The organism is Clostridium cuniculi (assembly GCF_004353185.1).
Lineage (GTDB): Bacteria > Bacillota > Clostridia > Clostridiales > Clostridiaceae > Clostridium > Clostridium cuniculi.
The window spans coordinates 24,800-43,533 of sequence record NZ_SMUS01000009.1; the positions used below are offsets into that span (position 1 = coordinate 24,800).

Genomic DNA, 18,734 nt, shown 5'->3' on the forward strand with positions numbered 1-18,734 from the left:
GTCACTATCTAAACTATTCCTGAATTCTCTTTAATATTTCAACATAAGCATCTTTAACATTACCAAGATCTCTTCTAAATCTGTCCTTGTCTAACTTTTCTCCTGTTGTTGCATCCCAGAATCTGCATGTATCTGGTGAAATTTCATCTGCTAAAACTATATCTCCTTTATATCTACCAAACTCTAATTTAAAGTCTATTAATCTTATGTTAGATTTTAAAAACATATCCTTTAAAATATCGTTAATTTTTGCTGTTAAAGAATAAATTTTTTCCAATTCTTCAAAAGTCGTTGCTCCAATACCAACTGCATGGTAGTCATTTATTAATGGATCTCCTAGAGAATCATCTTTATATGATAATTCAAATACTGTTGTTTTAAGTTCAGTTCCTTCTTCTAACCCTAATCTCTTAGCCATAGAACCAGCTGCAACATTTCTTACTATTACTTCTAAAGGTACTATTTCAACTTTTTTACATAATTGTTCTCTATCATTTAGTTTTTCAATAAAGTGAGTTGGAATTCCTTTGCCGTTTAACATTTCAAATAACATTGAAGTAATTGCATTGTTTAAAACACCTTTATCTTCAATTTGACCTTTCTTTTCTCCATTAAAAGCTGTTGCATCATCTTTGTAATAAACTATTACTTCATCAGCCTTATCTGTAGCATATATTTTTTTTGCTTTACCTTCGTACATCATTTCTAATTTTTCCATTATAAATCCACTCCTTCACCATTTTCAGCAATAAATTTTTCTTTCATATTTTTTCTATATTCAACTAATTTAGCTTTTAATTCTTTATCATTTACTGAAAGCATTTGTACTGCAAGCATTCCAGCATTATAAGCATTGTTTATTCCAACTGTTGCAACTGGAATAGATTTTGGCATTTGAACTATTGAGAATAATGCATCTAATCCTTCTATTGCACCTTTACATGGAACTCCTATAACAGGCATTGTTGTTTGAGAAGCAATTACTCCTGGTAAATGTGCCGCAAGTCCAGCTCCTGCTATTACAACTTGACAGCCTTGCGCCTCTACTTCTCTTAAAGTTTCCTCTAACTTTTCAGGAACTCTATGAGCAGATAAAACAAATGCTTTATACTCAATACCAAATTCCTTTAAGCAGTTAGCTGCTCCTCTCATTATTTCTGTATCTGACTTAGAGCCAAAAAAAATCGCTACTTTCATTTTAATTCTCCCTACACTTTAAATTTTAATTCACTATTTATTCAAGAGACTCCCTAATGAGTTTCCACCTTAACTTGCTACTTATCACTTGAAACTATTTAAAGTATTCTACTCCTGATTCGAAAATCTTTTGATCAAAGTTTCCTGGTACATTCTTATATAGGTTTTCTCCAATTCTCTCAGAGTGTCCCATCTTTCCAAGAACTCTACCATCTGGACTTGTTATACCTTCTATTCCTAGCATTGATCCATTTGGATTGAATGGCATATCTAATGCTATATTTCCTTTGTTATCAACATATTGAGTTGCTACTTGTCCATTTTCTATTAATTGTTTTAATAGTTTTTCTGGAGCAACAAATCTTCCTTCCCCATGTGAAATTGCTACATTGTGTATATCTCCTAAATTAACTCCACTAAACCATGGTGATTTTTTAGAAACAATCTTAGTTTTAATTATTGAACTCATATGTCTATTAATTTCGTTATAAGTTAATGTAGCCATATCTTCTTCAATATCAACTATTTCACCATAAGGAACTAATCCTAATTTAACTAGTGCTTGGAAGCCATTACAAATACCTAACATTAATCCATCTCTATTCTTTAATAAATCCATAACAGCATCTTTAATTCTTTCATTTCTAAATACTGTTGAAATAAATTTACCTGATCCATCTGGTTCATCTCCTGCAGAGAATCCTCCTGGTAACATTATTATTTGACTTTCTCTAATTTGCTTTTCTAAGCTTTCAATTGATTCTACAAAAGCATCATTAGAGTAATTTCTAAATACTAAAGTTTCTGTTTCAGCTCCAGCATTTCTAAAGGCTCTTTCACAATCATATTCACAGTTTGTCCCCGGGAATACTGGAATTATTACTTTTGGTTTAGCAACCTTTATAACGGGTGATTTAATATTTGATTTGTTATATAAAACTTCTTTTACACTTTCATTTTTATTGGTAGTTTTAATCTTAAATACTTTTGATAATTTTTCTTCATAAACTTCTTCTAAAGCATTTAAATTTAAATCTAAATCATACTCTTCTGAAACTATTACTTCATCTTTAACTGTGCATCCTATTGCCTTGTAAGCGCATCCTTCAAACTCTTCATCTATCTCTACATTTTGCTTTACTTCTAAAACTAAACTTCCATAGTTTAATCCGAAAAGCTCTTCCTTAGTTAGATTGTAGAATTTAACCCCAATTTTATTTCCGAAAGCCATCTTAGAAAGTGTCTCTGCAACTCCCCCAAACTTAACTGATGATGCTGATATTACTTTTCCTTCTAAAATAAGCTCATGTAACTTCTCTAAATTCTTTTTATATTGTTCTACCTTTAATGTATAATCTTCATTTCTTTCAGCCATTAAAAACACTAGCTTTGAACCTACTTCTTTAAACTCTGCTGAAATTATATTTTTTGCTTTTTCAACTCCAACTGCAAAAGCTACTAATGTTGGTGGAACATCTAAACTACCAAAACTACCAGACATTGAGTCTTTACCCCCAATTGCAGGTATACCTAAATCTATCTGTGCTTGATATGCTCCAAGTAATGCTGCAAATGGTTTACCCCATCTTTCTGGACTCTTCCCTAATTTTTCAAAATATTCTTGAAGAGTTAATCTTGCTTTCCTGTAATCCCCTCCAACAGCTGCAAGTTTTGTTACTGCTTCAATTATTGAATAATATGCCATATGGTATGGACTCCACATTCCTAAGTCTGGATTAAATCCATAACTCATTATTGTTGCTTCTTTACTTATTCCATTTAGTACTGGAATTTTAGCAACCATTGCTTCTTGTTCTGTTGCTGCGTCCTTACCACCATATGGCATAAGAACTGTTCCTCCCCCTATAGTTGAATCAAATCTTTCCACTAATCCTTTTTGTGAAGCAACATTTAATTTCTTTAAATTATTTATCCATTCTTCTTTAACATTTACTTCTCCAACTGCTAAAGGATATTCATTTGGTAATTTTACTTCTACATTAGTTACTTGCCTTGCTCCATTTGTATCTAAGAAACTTCTCTTAAGGTTAACTATTTCTTTTCCTCTCCAATACATTCTTAATCTCTCTGTATCAGTAACTTCTGCAACAACAACAGCCTCCAAATTTTCTATCTTAGATAATTCTATAAATCTATCTACATTTTCTTTATTAACAACTACTGCCATTCTTTCTTGGGATTCAGAAATTGCAATTTCGGTTCCATCTAAACCTTCATATTTTTTAGGAACTTTATCTAAATTAATATCTAATCCCCTAGTTAACTCTCCAATTGCAACTGAAACTCCACCAGCTCCAAAGTCATTACATCTTTTAATCATCTTAGCAACTTCAGAATTTCTAAATAATCTTTGTATCTTTCTTTCTGTTGGGGCATTACCCTTTTGAACTTCAGCTCCACATTGATTTATTGAATCCTCAGTATGTTCTTTTGATGAACCTGTAGCTCCCCCAACACCATCTCTACCAGTCCTTCCCCCAAGAAGAATTACTATATCACCGGCTTTTGGCTCTTCTCTTACTACATTTTCTTTCGGAGCTGCTGCTATAACTGCACCAACCTCCATTCTTTTTGCCACATAATTAGGATGATAAACTTCCGAAACTTGTCCAGTTGCTAAACCTATTTGATTTCCATATGAACTATATCCATGTGCCGCTCCTAATGTAATAGTTCTTTGTGGCAATTTTCCTTTAATGGTATCTTCAACAGGTACTGTTGGATCTGCTGCACCAGTAACTCTCATTGCTTGATATACATATGTTCTACCTGAAAGTGGATCTCTTATAGCTCCTCCTAAACAAGTTGCTGCTCCACCAAAAGGTTCAATTTCAGTAGGGTGATTGTGTGTTTCATTTTTAAACATCACTAGGTATTCTTCATTTCCCTTATCTGTCTCTATGTTAACTTTTATTGAACAAGCATTTATTTCTTCAGAGATATCTAAATCCTCTAACATTCCTCTTTTTCTCATCTCTTTCATAGTAATAACTGCTATGTCCATTAATGTTTCGTCTCTATTAGTTTCTCCATAAACGAAGTCTCTTGATTTTAAGTATGCTTCATATGATTTTTCTGCTGCATTATTTAATTCACCTACTTCAAAAGTTACATCTTCAATTGCAGTACTGAATGTTGTATGTCTACAGTGATCAGACCAATAAGTATCTATTACCTTTATTTCAGTAATAGTTGGTGTTCTATCTTCACTTTTGAAGTAATCTCTTATGATTAATAAATCATCCACACTCATTGCAAGTCCCAATTCTTTGTGGAATTCTTCTATTTGCTTTCTATCTTTACCAACAAAATCATGAAGTACTTCTACATCGTTAGGTTCTGTTAATTTTGAATAAAGTTCAATATTATCTATTGCTACTTCTCTAGAATCTACTGGATTTATATAATATTCTTTAATTTTTTCTATATCTTCTTTGCTTAAATCACCTTTTAAAACTATTACCTTAGCTGATTTAACTTCTACTTTTTCTTCAGCTCCTAATAACCCTATACATTCAGAAGCTGAATCAGCTCTTTGATCATACTGCCCAGGTAAAAACTCAACTGCAAATGCAATCTCATCTTCATCAACTGGAAGAGTTCCCTCATATAAATTATCTACTGTCTTTTCAGCAAATATTGTGTATAAGGAGTTTTTATAGTAATCTTCTTCTATTTCACCTAATATATATTTATTTACAACTCTTACTTCTTTAAGATTATTTATTCTAAGATTACTTTTAAAGTCTTCCATAAGACTTTTAGCCTCAACATTAAACCCTTTCTTTTTTTCAACAAAAATGCATTTAACCCCTAACATAATCTACCTCCATAACTCCACCAATAAAATACGAACATTTTTAATATTTTAGTATTAATTTTTCGCTTTAATCAAATTTTACCAATCCTTTTTCTTCCTGTCAACATTATTTGAATATTTTTAATTATTATTCGTTATATATGACGAATAATATTTTTATTTATGATTATTATTTTCGATTTTATTCGACTTTACCTGTTGATTTAGTCATTATTTTCATTTTTTACAATAATTTTATTATTAACCATTATACTTTTAATACTTAATTAAAATGTTATATAAAGAAAATAATATATTATTTTCTATTTAAAGTATTAATAAAAAGAAAATTAGTAATACTATAAATAAATTGTATTATTTATCTGTTTTACTAACTTTATAAATTAAGGAGTGAATCAAATGAGACTTCCTAATCACATTGGAATAATTCCAGATGGAAATAGACGATGGGCTGAAAATAATGGCCTCACTAAAGAAAAGGGTTATAAATTAGGTATAAATCCTGGTTTATTATTATTTAAACTTTGTCAAAAATTAGGCATCAAAGAAATTACATATTATGGTTTTACAACAGATAATACCAAAAGACCAGCTAAGCAAAAAGAAGCATTTACACAAGCCTGTATAGATGCTGTAAAATTACTTTCTCATGAAGATGCAGAATTATTAGTTCTTGGTAATACAGAGTCACCATGCTTCCCCCAAGAGTTACTACCATTTACTGAAAGAAAAGTTTTCGGTAAAGGTGGAATAAAAGTAAATTTCTTAGTTAATTACGGATGGGAATGGGATTTAAATTTATCAAGAAAAACAAATAATAAAAGAAAAAATTTAGATTTGGCTTTACAATCAAAAGATATATCTAGAATAGATTTAATAATACGTTGGGGTGGAAGAAGAAGATTAAGTGGTTTTTTACCAATACAATCTGTTTACTCAGATTTTTTTGTAGTTGATGACTTTTGGCCTGATTTTAAACCTCAACATATATATGATGCATTAGATTGGTATGCCACACAGGATGTTACATTAGGTGGTTAATTATTAATAGAAGGAGTCACTTTAACTCCTTCTATTAATAATTAATTATATTTCTTTTAGATACTCTTATAACTGTCATATATAATTCTTAACTAAAAAAATCGCCGCAAGATAAATCTTGCGACAATAATCCTACGTAACCTTAAAAGGTTATTATTATTCTTCTCTTTTCCTATTTTTTTATTCATATTATTTTTAATTAAAATTTATCTACTTGACACAAATTAATATAAACATTAAAATTTAATGACCGTATTTATAAGGAGAATGATAAGATGCTAATTGGAAAAGATCTACATGATGAAAAAGTATATTTAAAAAATACAATTGAAAAAATAAATGAACTTTTAAAAAATTATGGTGCTTCTAGTGAAGAACAAGATAAAGAAATAATTAAGCATAGAAAATTTCTTTGGGACAATAGAAATGAGCTTGATGAAATTGAAATTAATGAAAACTGTGGACAAGTAGCCTTAAACGAACAACTTCATTCAAAAAAAATTTCAAGAATTAGAACTTTAGAAAAACAATTATCTAATCCTTACTTTGCAAGATTAGATTTTAAAGAAGATGGAGAAAATGCTGAAAGTTTTTATATAGGATTATCAACAGTAGAAGATGAAGATAACTTTGACATTTTTGTGTTTGATTGGCGTTCCCCTGTTGCTAATATGTTTTACGATTTTGAAGCTGGTCCTGCCTACTATGATGCTCCAGTTAGAAGAATTCATGGTGAAATTGAATTTACAAGGCAGTATAATATAAAAAATGGTGAAATAGTATTTATTCATAACTCTAATGAAAGTTTATGTGATGAAGCTTTAACTTCTATGTTAAGCGGAAATGCAACAGATAAAATGAAAAACATAGTTGCTTCTATTCAAAAAGAACAAAATGATATTATTAGAAGTGATGATAGCAAAGTATTATTTATACAAGGAGCTGCTGGTTCTGGTAAGACTTCTATAGCACTTCATAGATCTGCTTATCTATTATATAAACATAGAAAAAATTTAAGCGCAGAAAATATTTTGATTTTCAGTCCAAATGAAGTTTTTGCAGAATATATATCTGATGTATTACCTGAGCTTGGAGAAAGTAATATTCGTCAAACTACTTTTGAAATTTATTCAAAAAGATTTTTACCTACAAACTATTTATATGAAACTAAAAATGATCATTTAGATTATATTTATTCTAATATAAGAGATTTAAATGAATTTAATAAAAGAACTAAATCTATGGAATATAAAAATACTTTGGAATTTATGAATGTATTAAATAATTTCATTTTAGATATTCCAAAACTTATAACAAATGCTAAACCAATAATAATTGAAGGTTCTCAAATAGTTAGTAAGAAATCAGTTGAAATTACATTCTTTGAAAGATTTAAGGATATTCCATTCTTAAATAGAATTGATGTTATTAAGCAAAGTTTATTTTCACAAGTTGAAAATAAATATTTATCATCAAAAGATAATTCACATTTTGATTATGTAGAAGATAAAAAAACTTTCTATGATTATTGTAAAAATCAAGTTGATATTCAGGTTGATTCTATGATAGATACATTAGATAGTGTTGCTATATACGAATTACTTTGGGACAATATAGAAAAATATACTGATTTAGATTTAACTGATATAAAAGAAATTACATTAGCTTCTTTAAATAATAATGAAGTTAAATATGAAGATATTACTCCAATAATTTATATTAGAGCTGCTTTAGAAGGCTTTAGAAGCTATGGAAATATGAAACATGTTCTTATAGATGAATGTCAAGATTATAGCCCTTTATTCTATGAAATAGTTAAAAAGTCATTCCCAAATGCATCCTTAACTATTATGGGTGATTTAAATCAAAGAATTGATAAACATTCTAATGTAAAAAGTAGAGATGGCATTACTAATGTTTTCAACGATATTAAAACTGTAGTATTAACTAAAAGTTATCGATCAACTGCAAATATAACTAACTTTACAAAAGACATTTTAGATACTCATGAACCTATTGAAGCTGTTGATAGAATTGGAGATAATCCTACTATTTATTTAGTTAATAATAACTTAGATGAAAGAATTTCTGAAAAAATTATAGAAATGAAAAATAAAGGCTACAAATCAATAGCTATTATTTGTAAAAATAAAGAAAACTGCGAAAAACTTTATTCTTCATTAAAATCAATTGGTACTGATGTAAATTTAATAGTAAGTGATAAATGTGAATTTAAAATTGGAGTTAATATAATATCATCTTATATAGCAAAAGGATTAGAATTTGACGGTGTAATTTTAGCTGATGGTGAAAATTATTTATCTAACGAAGATAAACACTTATTCTATACAGCTTGCACAAGAGCTTTACATGAATTGCATATATTCACTAATACTTCACTTGAAAAAATATTACCAAAAGATTCTTCACTTTATTCTATTATTGAATAATATTGCGAACTAAAGCGTTAATGCCGTGATGCCGAAAATTAATGATATACCCTCCATTAAGTCATATAGTATGTAGCAAAAGACATTAACTGCAAGGTTTTAGGTATAGGTAGTTACGTGAAAAAAAGAAAAAATGAAATATTAATTTGGAAGGACCATTGAAATTAAGCCGTAGAATTTAATAATTGATGGAGTAAAGTTGCGTAAAGTGAAGCTCTAAATCTTGATTTAGTTAGCTGAACTTACTCCTCTGAGCGATAGTGAAGAGTGAGTTTCCTTTTAAAAGGAAGCACCTTCTCCTTACGTCGAATGTGTAAGTTCGATTTACAAAATTGAAATTTTGAATCTCACTTAAGTTTAAAAACTTTAGCAAACTTTACGGAATCAATTATATAAATTCTAGGTGAAAATTTCACGGTTACTGGAAAATAAATATTTCATTTTTTTGTTTCCACGTAACGAACAATTTAGTAATTAATAACTCTTAATTCAAAGTATGCTTGTGGATGTTTACACACTGGACATACTTCTGGTGCATCTAAACTATCTACTATATGTCCACAATTACGACAAATCCAAACTGATTTTGTATTTTTAGAAAAAACTGATCCATCTTCAACATTTTGAAGAAGCTTTAAGTATCTTTCTTCATGAGTTTTTTCAATTTTTCCTATAGCTTCAAATAAATAAGCTATATCATTAAATCCCTCAGCTCTTGCCTCCTTGGCCATTCTATCATACATATCTGTCCATTCATAATTTTCGCCTGCTGCTGCATCCTTTAGATTTTCCTCTGTTGTCCCAATATCCCCACCACATAAAAGTTTAAACCATATTTTTGCGTGTTCCTTTTCATTTGCAGCAGTTTCTTCAAATAAAGCTGCTATTTGTTCATATCCTTCTTTTTTAGCTTTAGCTGCATAATAAGTATACTTATTACGAGCTTGACTCTCTCCTGCAAAAGCTTCCATTAGATTTTTTTCAGTTTTTGAACCCTTTAAATTTGGCATATTTATATCTCCTATATAACCTCTATTATTCATAAGATTATATGTCATTTCACCTTAAAATTATTACTCTTTAATATTCATTAAACTAAGATTAAAAAATCGAATTTTTTTATTCTTTATTTACCTTTTTTCTATATTCAGAAATATATACTCCCAAAATAATTAATACTCCACCTAGTATAGCTATAATTTTTATATTTTCATTTAACATAATTGCTGATGCAATCATAGTTACAAATGGAATTAAATAAATAAAGTTATTAGACTTAACTGCTCCAATTACCATAATAACTTTATTCCATAAAACAAAACATATTGATGATGCTAATATTCCTAAAAATAATAAATTTAATATTATCTTTAAATCTAGTAAAACTCTCATATCAACTTTACATCCAGTAAAAAATAATGTGGGTATCATAGTTATAATTGAATAGAAAAATACTTTTCTAGTTATATAAATACTGTTATACAAATGTCCAATCTTTTTTATTAATATTGAATATATTGCCCAGGAAAAAGCTGCAAATATGGCTAAAAAATCTCCTATTGGGCTAAGTTTTAAAACAAACTGTCCATTAAATACTACTAGAGCTACTCCTACTAAAGCTACTAATGCCCCAATATACCAATTTTTCTCAACTTTTTCATCTTTCATAAAAATATGTGCGACCATTGCAGTTAAAAGAGGCGCTGATGCCACTAATAATCCTACATTAGATGCTAAAGAAAATTTTAGTGCATAATTTTCTGATAAGAAATATAATGTTCCACCAAAAATTCCTGTTAGTAAAAATAATATCTCCTCTCTTATTCCACTACTCTTATGAAATTTGGGATAAACTAAAATTAATGATATGTATGCTATTATATATCTATAAAACATGATCTCTGCTGGTTTTAACTCATTTAACAACATTTTTGTAGATATAAAGGTTATACCCCATATAAATACTACTATTATTGCTATTAAATAATAAACTCCTTTTTTCTTCATATAATCCCCTCCTATTTATCCTTTAGATTATACCACAAAATATTCCAATTAAATATTTCTACTTAAATTTTATAATAAAAAAAGAAACCTCATTTGATATTTTATCAAATAAGATTTCTTCTATTAAAACTGTTCTTTATAACTAATTATTCCTTGCTACCCTTAAGCATTTCTCCAATAGCTGCTATGCTACCAAGTGAAGATAGTGTTTCATTTGGTAATATAAGCTTATTAGCTGGATTATTAGCCATTTCTTTAAGAGCTTCAACTTGCTTAAGTGCTATAACTGTTTCATTAGTTCCTGATTCAATAATAGCTTCATTTACTTTTCTTATAGCTTCTGATTCTGCTATAGCTATTTGTTCAATTGCTTTTGCTTTACCTTCTGCTTCAAGTAATTGTGATTCTTTTAACCCTTCTGCTCTTCTAATATTTGCTTCTTTTTCAGCTTCTGCTGCAAGAATCTTAGATTGCTTTTCTCCTTCTGCCTTTTCAATTTGAGATTGTCTTAAACCTTCTGCTTGAAGAATCATAGCTCTCTTATCTCTTTCAGCCTTCATTTGCTTTTCCATTGCTTGTTGTATTTCAGCTGGTGGAATTATGTTTTTAATTTCAACTGATAGTACTTTAATACCGTAAGCATCTGTAACTTCATCAATAATACCTAATAGTTGTTGATTAATACTATCTCTTCCTGCTAATACTTCATCTAATGTCATATTACCAAGGATATTTCTTATGTTAGTTGTTGCTGAATAAACTATACCTGATTTATAATCTTCAATATTATAAACTGCATCTTTTGCATTTAGCATTTTATAGAATATAACATTATCTACTGAAATTTTAACATTATCTTTAGTAATAACTGATTGTGGTGGTACATCTAAAATTTGTTGCTTAGTTGATACCTTTTTTCTTACAAAATCAACACCTGGAATTATAAAGTGCCATCCTGGCTCTAAAATTCTATGGAATTGTCCTAATCTTTCTACTACATATAAATAACCTGTATTAACAACTTTAATTGACGATAATAACACTAAGAAAATAACTACTAATAATGCTACTAAAAATATTAATCCTGGCATATTACCCCTCCTTTAAACTTACAATTAATTTATTTCCTTCTATACCTGTAATAGTATATTTTTCACCTTTTTTTATAGTTTGTCCCTTATTATAAGCTGTCCAATAAATACCGCTTACTTTTATCTTTGATGTTTCCTCCATATCTTCTGTAGCAACCATCTCTCTTCCAATATATGTTTGTTCCATTGTTAGTACTTGATTTACATCCGCTTTAAACTTTTTCTTTGCCCAAGGATAACCAATAGAAATAGTTATAACGCTAACAATTAAAAACGCTATTATTTGCCACAAAATTGATAATCCTAATAAAGAAAGTATTATAGCAACTAAAGCTCCAATTGAGAACCACATGAAAATAAAACTACTTGTAACAACGTCAATAGCAATTACACCGATAGCAACTATAATCCAAATAATTACCTCAACCACTTCTCTTCCCCCTTTCAATTTTATTTAAATTAATAATAAAATTACTTATTAATAATTTATATACATTTATTATATACCATATATTTCTTTTTTTATAGTTTTAATGCTCTAAACCAAGCATTAACTATAAACTTATTATAATATAAAAATTAATGTTTTGCAAGTTATTTTTTACACTTAAATGAGTTATAAAATAACTCATTCGATATTTAGTATTATTTCCTATTAAATTCATTGATTTTCTAAGGTTTTCCTTTTATTATTTAGTTATATGTATTTTATTAGCCCTCTAATACAATACTAAATTTATATAATGTAATGGAGATGATATTATGGATTTTATTAAAGTAGGATCTGCTTGTCCTAAGACAAGAGTTTCAGATGTTCTTTATAACGTTGAAAATATATGTTCTTGTATAAAAGATGCTTATAAACAAGAAGTTAAATTTATAGTTTTTCCTGAACTATCTATAACTTCTTATACTTGTGGTGATTTATTTTTAACATCATCGCTTTTAAATAAAGCTATTGATGGCTTAAAAATAATTTGTGAAGAAAGCCGCAATAAAGATATGCTAATAGCAGTTGGATGCCCATTAGTACATAACAATATCCTATATAATTGTTCATGTATTATTTTTGATGGAAAACTTCTTGGTATAGTTCCAAAATCTTATATTCCAAATTATAGTGAGTTTTATGAGAAAAGATGGTTCACTGAGGCTGCTATGCTAGTAGATGAAATTATAAGCCTTCCATTCCAAGAAAATATTCCTTTTGGAACAAACTTAATTTTCTGTGCTGGTGATTATAAATTTGGAGTGGAAATTTGTGAAGATCTTTGGGTTACAATCCCACCTAGCTCTTATCTTTCATTATTAGGAGCAAATATAATTGGTAATTTATCTGCTTCTAATGAGTTAGTAAGTAAAAAAGATTATAGAGTTTCATTAGTTTCTAATCAAAGTGCTAGATGTATGTCTTCATATATATATTCATCTGCTGGTGTTCATGAATCTACTACAGATTTATTATTTAGTGGGCACTTAATTATTAGTGAAAATGGTTCTATATTAAAAGAAAATGACAGATTCCAAAGAGAAAATGAAATAATAACATCTTGTATTGATGTATTTAAGCTTAATTCAGAAAGATTAAAGAACTTAAGCTACAGATCCTCCTCTCAAATTGTTCCTTTTAAATCAAAGTTTATAAACTTTAGTTTTAATAATACTAAAATTACAAACTTTAATAGATATGTTGATAAACATCCATTTGTACCTTCAAATGAACATGAAAGAGAAGAAAGATGTAAAGAAATATTTAATATTCAATCTTCTGCCTTAGCTAAGCGTTTAGAACATACAGGCCTAAAAAAAGCTGTTATAGGTATTTCAGGTGGACTCGATTCAACTTTAGCTCTTTTAGTAGTAGTTAAAACTTTCAAGCTTTTAGGAATTGATAATAAAAATATTATAGCAATTACTATGCCTGGTTTTGGTACAACTGATAGAACTTATAATAATGCCTTAACTTTATGCAATGAATTAGGAACAGACTTAAGAGAAATAAATATAGTTGATGCTGCTCTTCAACACTTTAAAGATATTGGCCACGATAAAGATATACATGATGTAACTTATGAAAATGTTCAGGCTAGAGAAAGAACTCAAATTCTTATGGATTTAGCCAATAAAGAAGGTGGTCTATTAATAGGTACAGGAGATTTATCTGAATTAGCTCTTGGATGGTGTACTTACAATGGTGATCATATGAGTATGTACTCTGTAAATCCTTCAATTCCAAAAACACTTGTTAGATATTTAGTTAGATACGTTGCTGAAAAAGAATCTAATAAAGAAGTATCTAATACATTATTAGATATCTTAGATACTCCTGTTAGCCCTGAGCTTCTTCCAAAGAGCGATAAAGGTGATATAGTTCAAAAAACAGAAGATATTGTAGGACCTTATGAGCTTCACGATTTCTTCCTTTATCATTTTATAAAGCATGGATCATCTAAAGAAAGAATATTAACTTTAGCTCAAGTTGCATTTAAAGATGATTATTCTAAAGAAGAAATTGAAAAATGGCTTGATAAATTTATTTATAGATTCTTTACTCAACAATTTAAAAGAAGTGCTTTACCTGATGGACCTAAAGTTGGTTCAATTTCTCTTAGTCCTCGTGGTGATTGGAGAATGCCATCAGATGCTTCATTTAATTCCTTTAAATAAATATATTTAGTTATTTATATTAATATCAAAATTAATTTAAATTTTAAACTTTAACTAAAAGAAGAGTGAAATTTATTCTTCACTCTTCTTTACTAATTCTATTCCAATTTCCTTATATGCATCAGCTTTATATTGTAATAAATATATATTATCTTTTAAAAGTTCTCCACCAAATTCTTCTATTCCTTCATCTGTTAATATAATATTATCTAAAATTTCTTCATTATTCATTAAAACTATATTTAAACTTTAATATTTATCTTCATCTTTTGAAATTAATATAAGAAAATCATTATTATTTTCTAATTTCTTTTAATTTTTCTTCTACCATTTCAATTAATTTCTTTTTATCTTCTTCATTATTAACTACATCCATAACATTCATATCTATAACTAAAACTTCAGATGCATTATAATGATTATTAACCCAATTATCATATCCTTCCCATAAGAAGTGATAATATTCTTTTAAACTATCATCAATCTCAAATTCTCTTCCTCTAAGATTAATTCTATTAATTACAGTTTCGAAAGAGCCCTTAAGATATATCATAACATCAGGTGCTTTTTTAGGTAATGACTCTAGCTCTTCCATCATATTATCTAATAAATTTTCATATATACTCATCTCTAATTCTGATATTCTACCAAGCTCCATATTTTTCTTAGCAAAATACCAATCTTCATATATTGATCTATCTAAAACATTGTTATCATTAACTAATGCCTCTTTAATACTTTTAAATCTAGTATTTAAAAAATATAATTGTAATAAGAAAGGATATCTCTTTCTTTGTATCTCTTCTTCAGATTCACTGTAAAATAATGGTAAAAGCGGATTATCATCAACAGATTCATAAAAAACCTCTGAATTAAAATGTTCTCCTAAAATTTTTGCCACTGAACTTTTACCTAAACCTATCATTCCGCCAACAACTAACAACATACTTCACCTATCCTTTATATTCATCCTTAGTGCTAATTTATGATACCTTGTATTTATATTTAAATCAAGTCTTGACAATATTTAAAGAAAAAAATAAGACATATTGTTTATAACAACATGTCTTATTTTTATATAAACTATTTATTTTTTAAAATATCTATATATCTTACAGCACTTAATGCTGCTATATTTCCCTCTCCAGCTGATTTTATATATTGATATGGCTTACCTACACAATCTCCTGCTGCAAAGCATCCAGGAATATTACTTTTCATTTCTCTATCCACATTAATATGTCCATCAACAATTTCTAGTCCTGGAACTAATTGGCCTGGTGAAATACTATCTTTAAGAACAAATACTCCATCTGTTTCTAAATCTAGACCATCAAGTTTTAATGAAGAAACTTTATTATCTCCTACTATTTCTAATGGCTTTTTATTAACAACTTCTATATTTTCTCTAACTTCATATTCATCTTTATACATAGGTATATAGTAAACTTTTCCTGCAAGTTCACTTACATAATTAGCCTCTTCTTCAGCTTCTTTATTATATCCTACTATTGAAACTGTTTTTCCTTTATAAAGAGGAGCATCACAAGTTGCACAATATCCTACACCTTTACCTAATAATTCAAGTTCTCCCTTAAGGGGTTTAGTATATTCCATTCCGGTAGCTAAAATTACAGCTGTAGCTTCATACATTTTATCATTTACCATTAAAGTGAAATAATCACCCATGGCATAGATATTATTTACTCTTTCCTCTGTAATTTGTATCCCCATCTTATCTATATGCTCTGCAAACTTTTCTTTTATTTCAGCTCCATTCATTCCATAAAAACCTAAATAGTTATTTATTTTAGGAGCTTTCATTATTTTATTACTTAAATCCTTACTTCCAAAAATAATGAATTTTTTATTTCTTATTTTTGCATTAAGAGCTGCTGATAATCCTGCTGGACCACTACCTACTATGGCTAAATCATATCTTTCCATAGTATTCCTCTCTCTTATAAATGTTTTTCAACTGCAGCTTTTAATTGTGGCTTTGGCATAAATCCAACTAATGTATCTACAGGCTCTCCATTTTTAAATACCATTATTGTTGGAATACTTGCAACTCTATATTTTCCTGCTAAATTAGGACACTCATCTACATTAACCTTTGTAAATTTAGCATTTGATAATTCTCCTGCAACTTCTTCATAGATAGGACCTATCATCTTACAAGGACCACACCATTCTGCCCAGAAATCTACTATACTAATACCATCAAAATTAACAACTTCTGAATTAAATTCATTTTCTTTTAAATGTTGAACCATTACAATTCCTCCTACTCCCCCTTAGGGGGCTATTAATATTATTTGTTTTATTGTACAGCGATAATCATTATTAGTCAATAATTTTATCTTTATATTTAGTTTACCCTCTTTTCATTTAAAAATTCTGTGATAAAGTCACTTAATTAACTTTTGAATATCTATTTAATTCATCATAGATTCCGCCTTTTTTAATAAGCTCTTTATGGCTACCTCTCTCTTTTATACCTTTATCGGTTAATACTATTATTTCATCTGCATTTTTTATTGTAGACAATCTATGTGCAACAACTATAGTAGTTCTATCCTTACAAAGATCTTCTAATGATTTTTGAATTAAATATTCAGTTACATTATCTAAAGCAGATGTAGCTTCGTCTAAAATTAAAATTGGTGGATTCTTTAAAAATACCCTAGCAATTGATATTCTTTGTTTTTGGCCTCCTGATAACTTTATTCCTCTCTCTCCAATATAAGTATCATAGCCATCTTTTAATCCCATTATAAATTCATGAATATTAGCTTTTTTCGCAGCTTCAATAACTTCATCATCACTTGCATCTTGCTTTCCATATTTAATATTCTCCTTTATTGTTCCTGTATATAAGAATACTTCTTGTTGAACTATACCTATATTTTTTCTTAAAGAATCTAACTTAATATCATATATGCTTTTTCCATCTATTTTTATATCACCCTTGTCCACATCATAAAATCTAGGTATTAAATTACAAAATGTAGTTTTTCCTCCACCTGATGGTCCTACTAAAGCTAACATTTTTCCTTTCTCTATAGATAATGTAATTTTATCTAATACTTTTTCATTTTCATAACTGAAACATACATTTTCAAAGTTTATATTACCTTCTACTTTTTCTAATTCTACTGCATTATCCTTTTCTTTTTCTTCTTCAACATTCATAATATCAATAAATCTTTTAAATCCAGTCATTCCATTTTGATATTGTTCTACAAAGTTAATAAGCTTTTTAATTGGATCTGTAAATAATTTAACATATAACATATAAGCTAAAAAATCACCTAAATTAATAGTATTATAATAGGTAAATATTCCTCCTGCTATTAAAACAACATAATCTAATATATCTACTCCAAAATTAACTCCTGCAAAATACTCTGCCATAACCTTATAAGATTGTCTTCTTACTTCTTTAAATTTATTATTTCCTTTATTAAATTTCTCATTTTCGTATTCTTCTGCAACAAATGCCTTAGATATTCTTATACCTGCAATTGAGTTTTCTAGTGTTGAATTTATTGCTGATGTATGTACCCTTGTTTCCATAAAGCATTTATTCATCTTTTTTCTTTTCTTTAATGTAAATATCACTATAAATGGAACAAATGCAAATATTAAAATTGTAAGAGGTACGTTTATAGTTGATAATATTATAAATGATCCTAAAAACATTATTATTGAAATAAATAAATCTTCTGGTCCATGGTGAGCAAGCTCAGATATATCCATTAAATCATTTATCATTCTGCTCATTAAATCTCCAGTTTTTGTATTATCAAAATATGAGTTTGGTAATTTTTCAAGATGCTTAAACATATCTCTTCTCATATCACCCTGCATTCCCACTCCAACAAGATGTCCAAAATACTGCATAAAGTAACAACATCCAGCCTTAACTAAGTATAAAACCATAAGAATAATTGCAAAAATACCTATAACTTTTATCTCTTTATTAGGTATAGCATCATTAACTAAAGTTCTTGTCATCATTGGATATATTAAATTGCATAAAGTTGCTATAGTTGCAACTATTAAATCTGCAAAAAATAACCCTTTATATGGTTTATAATATGAAATAAATTTTTTAATCATGAAATCCTCTCCTTTTTATTTAACATAGAAAAGAAGAACAAGGCTTTATTTATCCTTGTTCTTTCTTCGCTTTATTTATTAATATCATCAATAGAATTATGAATATCTAATACTCCAGCTTCTTCATCGGAAATTGGAACTAAAATCGTACTTAGTAATTTTTCTTCTTTTCTAGCATAAAAATATGAGTCACTACCTACTTTAAGGTTTTTACTATACTGATTCTTTTCAATTTTATATTTCTTATTATCATAGGTTTTACCTATAAAGTACTTTGATGTTTCTCTTTTTATAATAACTCTATAAAGCATTAAG

At 28.2% G+C, this 18,734-nt stretch carries 16 protein-coding genes; 3 read left to right on the top strand and 13 right to left on the bottom strand.

Annotated features, from left to right (window positions below; all coding sequences use genetic code 11):
• Positions 1-13 precede the first annotated feature (13 nt).
• The 3 genes from purC to EJJ37_RS05995 all read right to left on the bottom strand — a co-directional run bounded on the left by purC (position 14) and on the right by EJJ37_RS05995 (position 5,038).
• A complete protein-coding gene (purC, locus tag EJJ37_RS05985; protein ID WP_133014691.1) occupies positions 14-718 on the bottom strand; it encodes a phosphoribosylaminoimidazolesuccinocarboxamide synthase in 705 nt (234 codons plus the stop codon).
• Entirely contained in the window at positions 718-1,197 is a 480-nt protein-coding gene (purE, locus tag EJJ37_RS05990; RefSeq protein WP_133014692.1) for a 5-(carboxyamino)imidazole ribonucleotide mutase, read from the bottom strand. The genes purC and purE overlap by 1 nt, the downstream gene beginning before the upstream one ends.
• Before the next feature lie 94 nt (positions 1,198-1,291).
• Positions 1,292-5,038 (bottom strand): phosphoribosylformylglycinamidine synthase, encoded by a 3,747-nt coding sequence (locus EJJ37_RS05995; protein WP_133014693.1) that lies wholly within the window; start codon positions 5,036-5,038, stop codon positions 1,292-1,294.
• A 399-nt stretch (positions 5,039-5,437) separates the two neighbouring features.
• Here EJJ37_RS05995 and EJJ37_RS06000 point away from each other — a divergent pair, with 399 nt between their 5' ends.
• Together EJJ37_RS06000 and EJJ37_RS06005 are read left to right on the top strand one after the other, a co-directional pair.
• On the top strand, positions 5,438-6,079 hold the full coding sequence (locus EJJ37_RS06000) for an undecaprenyl diphosphate synthase family protein (protein WP_133014694.1): 642 nt from the start codon (positions 5,438-5,440) through the stop codon (positions 6,077-6,079).
• 275 nt (positions 6,080-6,354) lie between these two features.
• Complete coding sequence (locus EJJ37_RS06005) at positions 6,355-8,529, top strand: HelD family protein (protein ID WP_133014695.1); 2,175 nt, start codon at positions 6,355-6,357, stop codon at positions 8,527-8,529.
• A gap of 467 nt (positions 8,530-8,996) precedes the next feature.
• On the opposite strand, the gene rbr is transcribed toward EJJ37_RS06005, so the two are convergent.
• The 4 genes from rbr to EJJ37_RS06025 form a co-directional block, all read right to left on the bottom strand.
• Positions 8,997-9,539, bottom strand: coding sequence for a rubrerythrin (gene rbr / locus EJJ37_RS06010; RefSeq protein WP_133014696.1), 543 nt, complete (start codon positions 9,537-9,539; stop codon positions 8,997-8,999).
• Positions 9,540-9,648: 109 nt separating this feature from the next.
• Positions 9,649-10,536 (bottom strand): DMT family transporter, encoded by an 888-nt coding sequence (locus EJJ37_RS06015; RefSeq protein ID WP_133014697.1) that lies wholly within the window; start codon positions 10,534-10,536, stop codon positions 9,649-9,651.
• A gap of 146 nt (positions 10,537-10,682) precedes the next feature.
• Positions 10,683-11,627 carry an SPFH domain-containing protein gene (locus EJJ37_RS06020; RefSeq protein ID WP_133014698.1) on the bottom strand — a complete coding sequence of 315 codons (945 nt, stop codon included), beginning with the start codon at positions 11,625-11,627 and terminating at the stop codon, positions 10,683-10,685.
• A 1-nt stretch (position 11,628) separates the two neighbouring features.
• Positions 11,629-12,057 carry an NfeD family protein gene (locus tag EJJ37_RS06025; protein WP_133014699.1) on the bottom strand — a complete coding sequence of 143 codons (429 nt, stop codon included), beginning with the start codon at positions 12,055-12,057 and terminating at the stop codon, positions 11,629-11,631.
• A 332-nt stretch (positions 12,058-12,389) separates the two neighbouring features.
• On the opposite strand from EJJ37_RS06025, the gene EJJ37_RS06030 reads away from it, so the two are divergent.
• Positions 12,390-14,294, top strand: coding sequence for an NAD(+) synthase (locus EJJ37_RS06030; RefSeq protein ID WP_133014700.1), 1,905 nt, complete (start codon positions 12,390-12,392; stop codon positions 14,292-14,294).
• 72 nt (positions 14,295-14,366) lie between these two features.
• Here EJJ37_RS06030 and EJJ37_RS20085 read toward each other — a convergent pair whose 3' ends face one another.
• From EJJ37_RS20085 to EJJ37_RS06055, 6 genes are all read right to left on the bottom strand, one after another.
• Positions 14,367-14,525 (bottom strand): hypothetical protein, encoded by a 159-nt coding sequence (locus tag EJJ37_RS20085; RefSeq protein ID WP_166484673.1) that lies wholly within the window; start codon positions 14,523-14,525, stop codon positions 14,367-14,369.
• Positions 14,526-14,589: 64 nt separating this feature from the next.
• Positions 14,590-15,240, bottom strand: coding sequence for a deoxynucleoside kinase (locus EJJ37_RS06035; RefSeq protein WP_133014701.1), 651 nt, complete (start codon positions 15,238-15,240; stop codon positions 14,590-14,592).
• A gap of 137 nt (positions 15,241-15,377) precedes the next feature.
• A complete protein-coding gene (locus EJJ37_RS06040) occupies positions 15,378-16,241 on the bottom strand; it encodes an NAD(P)/FAD-dependent oxidoreductase (protein WP_133014702.1) in 864 nt (287 codons plus the stop codon).
• Positions 16,242-16,255: 14 nt separating this feature from the next.
• Complete coding sequence (gene trxA / locus EJJ37_RS06045) at positions 16,256-16,570, bottom strand: thioredoxin (protein WP_133014703.1); 315 nt, start codon at positions 16,568-16,570, stop codon at positions 16,256-16,258.
• Positions 16,571-16,709: 139 nt separating this feature from the next.
• The gene (locus EJJ37_RS06050; protein ID WP_133014704.1) at positions 16,710-18,419 is read right to left on the bottom strand and encodes an ABC transporter ATP-binding protein; all 1,710 of its coding nucleotides are present in this window, start codon (positions 18,417-18,419) and stop codon (positions 16,710-16,712) included.
• A gap of 71 nt (positions 18,420-18,490) precedes the next feature.
• A complete protein-coding gene (locus EJJ37_RS06055) occupies positions 18,491-18,730 on the bottom strand; it encodes a hypothetical protein (protein WP_133014705.1) in 240 nt (79 codons plus the stop codon).
• Positions 18,731-18,734: the final 4 nt, after the last annotated feature.